Below are 6,447 nucleotides of genomic sequence, written 5' to 3' on the forward strand. Positions count from 1 at the left end.
GCGTGCGTGGCGACCGATTTGCCGCTGACGTAGCTGGCCATGACGTGCTCGGCGACGGCGTCGATGAGGCCGTCCTTGTCACCGAACAGGCGGTAGATGGTCGGCGCCTGCACACCTGCGGCCTGGGCGACGGCGCGCGTCGTCACCGCGTTAGCGCCCTTCTCGCGCAGCAGTTCGGTTGCTGCCGCGACGATGCCCGCGCGGACGTCGTCGCGGGATGCCATGTCCTGCGTCGTCACCATGAATCAATGCTAACAGCGACTTGTTAACCACGGATTATCGCTGCTAACGTTTCAGTCGTAACGCCGATATCAAGGGAGTGTGCAACATGTTCGTCGTCACCGGTGCCACTGGTCAGCTCGGGTCCCAGATCGTCGACCGGCTGCTCGACCGGTTACCAGCCGAGGCGGTGGGCGTGAGCGTGCGCGACGTCGACCGGGCCGTGGGCCTCGCCGAGCGGGGTGTGCGGGTGCGCGCCGGCGACTTCACCGACCCGGCCACGCTGGAGCACGCCTTCGAGGGCGCCGACAAGGTCCTCGTCGTGTCCGCCGCCATCCGTGGGGCCGCCGCGGTCGCCGCGAACCGCGCCGCCATCGACGCCGCCCGCGCCGCGGGAGCCAAACGAATCCTCTACACCAGCCACCAGGCCGCCTCCCGGGACTCGCTGTTCGCCCCCCAGCCCACCCACGCCGCGACCGAGGAGCACCTGGCCGGGCTGGGGGTTCCCTTCACCGCCCTGCGCAACGGGTTCTACGCGAGCACGCTCAGCCTCTGCATCGGGGCGGCGTTGGAGACCGGTCAACTCGTGGCGCCGGCGGACGGCCCGGTGTCCTGGACCGCGCACGCCGACCTGGCCGAAGCCGCGGCCATCGCCCTGGCCGAGGAGGGCCTGCTCGACGCCATCACGCCGGCGCTGACCGCTGCGCAGGCGCTCGACCTCGAGGCGGTGGCCGCTATCCTGAGCGACATCACAGGCCGCACCGTCACCCGGGTGGTCGTCACCGACGACCAGTGGCGCTCGGCCGCCATCGCAGGTGGCATGCCCCCGGCGGCCGCCGACTTCACCCTCGGCATGTACCGCGCGGCGCGTCGCGGCGAGTTCGCCGTCACCGATCCGACGCTGGAGACCCTCATCGGTCGCCGTCCGACATCCGCTCGCGCAGCACTGGAGGCCACCGTCGCCCAGCGTTGACGGGCCGGGTCGGCGGAGGTTGACCCTCGACGTGGTTGAGGCTCGACCATCGGCGACATGACCGAGCAACCGACCGCCGATCCGACCATGACCCGCATCATCGAGGCCGTGCACCTCGGCCATGGTGGCGCGCCCGCCGAGGCCCGTGCGCTGCTCACGGCGCTGTGGGACGACATCGGCCCGACCGGGGACGCCCTGCACCGCTGCACCCTGGCGCATCACCTCGCCGACCTGCAGGACAGCACCGAGGCGGAGCTGAGCTGGGACGAACGTGCCCTGGCCGCGGTGTCCGAGCTGACCGACGAACGCGCCCAGCGATACCTGTCCGCACTGCAGGTTCAGGCGTTCCTGCCGTCGCTGCACCTCAACCTGGCCGACTGTCACCGGCGGCTGGGTAACGTCGCTGCGGCTCGGGAGCACCTCGCCCGAGCCCGCGAACACCTGGTACTCCTACCGGACGACCCGTACGGCGAGAGCATCCGCGTCGCCGTCCGTGACTTCGTCGAGGACGATCCGACCGACCACCGGCGACAGGGACCGGTCACCGGTCCTGGTGCGCGACGGTCGTCCGGTAGGCCTGCGGTGAACGTCCGTAGCGGGCCCGGAAGAGGCGACTGAAGTGGGCCTTGTCCCGGAAACCCCAACGGGCGGCGATGGCGTGGATCGGCTGCCGCACCAGCGGGTTGGCGAGGTCACGCCGGCACTGCTCCAGGCGTTTGGCGCGGATGAGTTCGGCGACTGTCGTCGAGTCACCTTCGAACAGGCGGTGCAGCGATCGCAGCGAGATGTGGTGGACGGCGGCGACGCTGCGGGGGCTGAGCTCGTCGTTGTCCAGGTGGCGGTCGATGAAATCGACGACGCGGGCCCGCAACGTGGTTTGCCGGGCCTCCGGCGACAGGGTGTCCTCGATGTCGAGGTACTGGGCGAACGCGGCGGCGAGCAGGTCCAGCGCCACGCTGCCCAGCACCTCGGCCTGGGCCGGCTGGTACTGCTCCGGGTGTGCGGCGATGCTGCGCAGGTGGTGGACCAACAGCCCGCCGACGCCGACGTGCGACGGCAGCGGCGTGGCCAGCAGCCGGCGGATCCGGTCCGGCGCCACTGGTAGCGACAGGTGCGGTATCTGCACGGTGATCGTGTGGGCGAGGCCGGAGCCGTCAGCGCTGTGCCGGGCGACGTGCGGCCGCGCGGTGTCCAGGAGCGTGAAGTGGTTTCCGGCTTCCAACGGGGACTCGGTGCGGTCCTGGATCAGCGTGCTGCGGCCGGTGAGTGGGAGCGCGAGCTGGTACACGTCCCCCTCGGTTCTGCGGACCAGTTTCGCGGGCCGGACCGAGTCCAGCGACGGGTACCGCAGCGAGGCCATCCGAACGCGGCCCAGATCGATGGCCTGGGCGTAGGCCACGAAGTTGTCCAGGTGACCGCTGCTGATGTGCGCAGGCGCCATCTCCTGAGCGATCAGTGCGTACCAGAACTCGAACCGGTCCGCCGGCGGTAACACCGTCGTGTCCACCACCAGGTTGGGCAACACTCTGCTCGCCTCCCCCGCATGCGAGGATGGATTCTTGCATGCTTCGATCCGTGGTGCCCATGACGGGATTCCCACACGCGGTGCGTCCCAGGGGGTTGCTGAGTGTCAGTGGTGACCGGTGCCGACCTGCACGAGGCGGCCGAGGAGATGACCCGGGTGCTGGAGCCACACCGCGAACGCGACTGGTCGGTGCCGGCCGGCTCGCTGAGCTGGAGCTGCTGGACCACCGCGGCGCACGTCGCGCACGACCTCATCGGGTACGCGGGCCAGGTCGCCGGCCGCCCGGATGACGGCTATCTGCCGTACGACCTGCGGGTCTCCCCCGACGCGAGCCCGACGCAGGTGCTCACCGTGGTGCGAGCCTGCGCCGGTCTGCTCGCCACCGCCGTCGACGCCGCGGGCCGGGACACGCGGGCCTGGCATTGGGGCCCGTGCGACCCGGCCGGTTTCGCCGCCATGGGCGTGGCCGAGACCGTGCTGCACACCCACGACATCACCCTCGGCCTCGGTGTGCCGTGGCAGCCACCGCAGCGACTGAGCGCGCTGGTGCTGCGGCGACTCTTCCCGGACGCCCCGGCCGGTGCGGCACCCGAGGTGCTGCTGTGGATGACCGGCCGGGGTGAGTTGCCCGGCCGGACCCGGCGCACCTCCTGGGTCTGGCGGGCCAGGGTGGACTGACGGCTAGGCGTGCAGGGCGTGCCGGTGACCATCCAGCGGGAAGGGCGGCCGGGCCGGCAGCACCTCCTGGAACACGAAGCCGCACTTCTGCGCCACCCGGCAGGACGCCACGTTGTCCACCTGGTGCAGCAGGTCGAGACGCGTCACCTCGGGGAACCGGTCGAACGCCCAGCGGCTCAGCGCGATCACCGCGCGGGGCGCGACCCCACGACCGCGTGCCCACGACGTCGTCCAGTAGCCCACCTCCGGCGCCGGGCGCTGCGGAGTGACCCCCTTGAGCACCACGTTGCCGACCAGCCGCGCGCCGTCGGCCTGCTCTTCGACGACGGCGAAGGTGTACCGGCGGCCGTCGGCCCGGTCCCGCTGGGTGCCCTTGAGCCACCGCCGGGCCTCGGCGGCGTTGGTCACCGGATGACTGGTCCAGTGCCGCAGGACCGGGTCCCGGTACGCGTCCACCAGGTCATCGAGGTCGTCGGCGCACCACTGACGCAGGGTGACATCCGGTGTCGAGGGTGGGCCGGGTGCCGGTGATGATCCGTTGAGCATCGGCACAGTCTGCCGTGTCCGTGGCCGTGGGGTCAGCCCCGACGGCGGCGCCACCGCTGCCACCAGCCCCGGCGCGACGGTCTCACGGCGGTCACCGCTTCGGTGACGGTGACGGTGACCTCGGGGCGGGCCCGTTCGGCGCGCCAACGGCGGATGACGTCCTCGGTGTTGACCGGGCGCACCGCGATCCGGGGCCCGTCGTCGGGGAAGCGCAGCCACGCCACGATCTGCACGTTCAGCTGCCCGACGAAGTCCCGGACGGACTGCTCGGTGGGCAGGTCACGGACCTCGTCGGGGACCTGCTCGATACGGCGGCGCAGTTGCAGCGACGTGGGCAGCAGCAGGTCACTGGGGAGTGCCTCGCGCTCCAGGAAGCTCTTGATCCACCAGGCCTCGTCGTACGGCGCCCCCCGACCGGGGATCGGCTTGCCCGTGCCGGGCAGGTCGTCGAACTCGCCGCGCTGAATGGCATCCTGGATCTTCGCCTCGACTGACGCTTCCCACGCCTCGGTCACCCTGCGGCACCTCCCCTGGCCACCGTAACGCGCCGCTTCCGGTTGGCGGCACGCGTGTGCCACTGATCAGCGCGCCCGTGACGGTGGGCATTCCCGCCGTGGCCGCGGGGCGCCGGCAAACGCGAGTGGATCACCCCGGATCGCAGGCCACGGCTCGCCAGGTGGCTCTGGGCCGGGATGTTCGTCCCGATTACGGTCAGTGTGGGGGTCTACCGAACGGGGGAATCGTCGTGGTCGGTGCGGGCGCACTGCTGGGTATCGCGCTGGTGGCGTTGGGGCTGGTGCTCACCCCCGGCCCGAACATGGTCTACCTGGTGTCCCGCTCGGTGGCGCAGGGCCGCAGGGCCGGGCTGGTCTCGCTGCTCGGGGTGGCCGCCGGATTCGGCGTCTACCTGGCGGCGGCGGTCGCCGGACTGGCCACCGTCTTCGTCCTGGTGCCGACGCTGTACGCGGTGGTGAAGCTCGCCGGCGCCGGCTACCTGCTCTGGCTGGCCTGGCGGACGCTGCGTCCGGGCGGCGGTTCACCGTTCGCCCCCGCACCGCTGCCACCGGACCCGCCCCGGCGGCTGTTCACCATGGGCCTGGTCACCAACCTGCTCAACCCGAAGATCGCCATCCTGTACGTGTCGCTGCTGCCCCAGTTCATCGACCCGACCCGGGGGCACCTCGCCACGCAGAGCCTGCTGCTCGGTCTGACCCAGATCGCCGTGGCGTTGAGCGTGAACGCGCTGATCGTGCTCAGCGCCGGCGCCCTCGCGGGGTTCTTCGCCCGCCGGCCGGTGTGGCTACGGGTGCAGCGCTGGGTGACCGGCACCGCCCTGGCCGCGCTGGCGATCCGCATCGCCGCGGACCGCTCACGCGCGGCCGTGGCCACGCCCTGACCCGGCCGCCCACCGCCCCGGTCGGGTGGCCGTCCTGCGCCGCTCGCCCGGACGGCGCGCCGATGAGGTTTCCGCGTCGCGCTCGTCGGTACGGGTGAGATCGACTGACGAGAGGCTGACACGATGCGGAAACTGATCTTCGGCATGAACGCGACACTGGACGGTTACGTCGCCGCGCCGGGCGACGACATCAGTTGGAGCGGGCCGACCGACGAGCTGTTCCAGTGGTGGCTCGACCGCGAACGGGCGATCGCGCTGTTCCTGTACGGGCGCAAGCTGTGGGAGATGATGAGTTCCTACTGGCCGACCGGCGACCAGCAGCCGGGTGCCACCCCGGCGCAGGTCGAGTTCGCGCGGAACTGGCGGGACACGCCGAAGGTGGTGTTCTCCTCGACGATCGACAAGGTCGACTGGAACACCCGGCTGGTCACCGGCGACGCGGTCGCCGAGATCACCCGGCTCAAGGCCGAGGACGGCGGGCCGATGAGGGTTGGTGGCGTGACGCTCGCCGGCGCGGTGATGCGGGCCGGGTTGGTCGACGAATTCGAGGTTGTGACCCACCCGGTGCTGCTGGGCGGCGGCAAGCCGCTCTTCAGCGCACTCGACAGCTGGGTGAACCTGAACCTGGTGGAGACGCGGACGTTCCCGGGCGGTGTGGCGCTGGCCCGGTACGAGACGAGGCGATAGCAACGGTCACCTGCCCCGGCCCGTGCGTGGATCTGTGATCACAGTGTCGGTGCCAGGTCCAGCCACGGCTTGTCGGTGGCGTCGAAGCCGGTGAGTTCGGCGATCTTCCCGTCGACGATGTGCAGGACGGCGATGGCGAACAGCCGGTACTGCGAGTCGCCGGGGGCGCGGAGGTAGAGCGCGGCGGCTGGCATGCGGTTGACCGTCGTGGTGATACCGCGCCAGTCGTCGTGCCCGCGCTGGAAGAGCCCACCGGAGATCCAGCCGTCCACCGCGTCCCCGGCCGTCGTGGTCACGGTGCCCGGGTCGGGCAGCATCGCGAAGCGCAGGTCGTCGCGCAGCAGGGACATCAGCCCGTCGAGGTCGTTGCGCTCATGCGCGCGGATGTACGACCTCACCGCGCCGCGCTCGTCGCTCGACAGC

At 71.3% G+C, this 6,447-nt stretch carries 9 protein-coding genes and 1 pseudogene; 5 read left to right on the forward strand and 5 right to left on the reverse strand.

Features of this window, described 5'->3' with window-relative positions:
• A partial coding sequence (locus KBX53_RS18315; RefSeq protein WP_210860568.1) for a TetR/AcrR family transcriptional regulator occupies positions 1-242 on the reverse strand: 242 nt, incomplete at its 3' end.
• Between the two features lie 86 nt (positions 243-328).
• On the opposite strand from KBX53_RS18315, the gene KBX53_RS18320 reads away from it, so the two are divergent.
• Together KBX53_RS18320 and KBX53_RS18325 are read left to right on the forward strand one after the other, a co-directional pair.
• Positions 329-1,192, forward strand: coding sequence for an NmrA family NAD(P)-binding protein (locus KBX53_RS18320; protein ID WP_210860571.1), 864 nt, complete (start codon positions 329-331; stop codon positions 1,190-1,192).
• A gap of 57 nt (positions 1,193-1,249) precedes the next feature.
• Positions 1,250-1,810 (forward strand): tetratricopeptide repeat protein, encoded by a 561-nt coding sequence (locus tag KBX53_RS18325; RefSeq protein WP_247675820.1) that lies wholly within the window; start codon positions 1,250-1,252, stop codon positions 1,808-1,810.
• Here KBX53_RS18325 and KBX53_RS18330 read toward each other — a convergent pair.
• On the reverse strand, positions 1,734-2,717 hold the full coding sequence (locus tag KBX53_RS18330) for a helix-turn-helix domain-containing protein (RefSeq protein WP_210860573.1): 984 nt from the start codon (positions 2,715-2,717) through the stop codon (positions 1,734-1,736). The two genes, KBX53_RS18325 and KBX53_RS18330, sit on opposite strands and share 77 nt — an antisense overlap.
• A 111-nt stretch (positions 2,718-2,828) precedes the next feature.
• Between KBX53_RS18330 and KBX53_RS18335 the strand changes: the two genes are divergently transcribed.
• Entirely contained in the window at positions 2,829-3,395 is a 567-nt protein-coding gene (locus KBX53_RS18335; RefSeq protein ID WP_036410541.1) for a maleylpyruvate isomerase N-terminal domain-containing protein, read from the forward strand.
• Positions 3,396-3,398: 3 nt separating this feature from the next.
• Here KBX53_RS18335 and KBX53_RS18340 read toward each other — a convergent pair whose 3' ends face one another.
• The gene (locus KBX53_RS18340) at positions 3,399-3,941 is read right to left on the reverse strand and encodes a GNAT family N-acetyltransferase (RefSeq protein ID WP_210860575.1); all 543 of its coding nucleotides are present in this window, start codon (positions 3,939-3,941) and stop codon (positions 3,399-3,401) included.
• Positions 3,942-3,973: 32 nt separating this feature from the next.
• Positions 3,974-4,456, reverse strand: a complete 483-nt coding sequence (locus KBX53_RS18345) for a DUF1992 domain-containing protein (RefSeq protein ID WP_210860577.1) — start codon at positions 4,454-4,456, stop codon at positions 3,974-3,976.
• A gap of 230 nt (positions 4,457-4,686) precedes the next feature.
• On the opposite strand from KBX53_RS18345, the gene KBX53_RS18350 reads away from it, so the two are divergent.
• Together KBX53_RS18350 and KBX53_RS18355 are read left to right on the forward strand one after the other, a co-directional pair.
• A complete protein-coding gene (locus KBX53_RS18350; RefSeq protein ID WP_210860579.1) occupies positions 4,687-5,337 on the forward strand; it encodes a LysE family translocator in 651 nt (216 codons plus the stop codon).
• 123 nt (positions 5,338-5,460) lie between these two features.
• On the forward strand, positions 5,461-6,024 hold the full coding sequence (locus KBX53_RS18355) for a dihydrofolate reductase family protein (RefSeq protein WP_030327615.1): 564 nt from the start codon (positions 5,461-5,463) through the stop codon (positions 6,022-6,024).
• Between the two features lie 38 nt (positions 6,025-6,062).
• Here the strand turns inward: KBX53_RS18355 and KBX53_RS18360 are convergent.
• Positions 6,063-6,447, reverse strand: a pseudogene (locus tag KBX53_RS18360) (RNA polymerase subunit sigma-70); the annotation flags it as partial.

It is taken from the genome of Micromonospora sp. M51 (assembly GCF_018070305.1).
Lineage (GTDB): Bacteria > Actinomycetota > Actinomycetes > Mycobacteriales > Micromonosporaceae > Micromonospora > Micromonospora parva.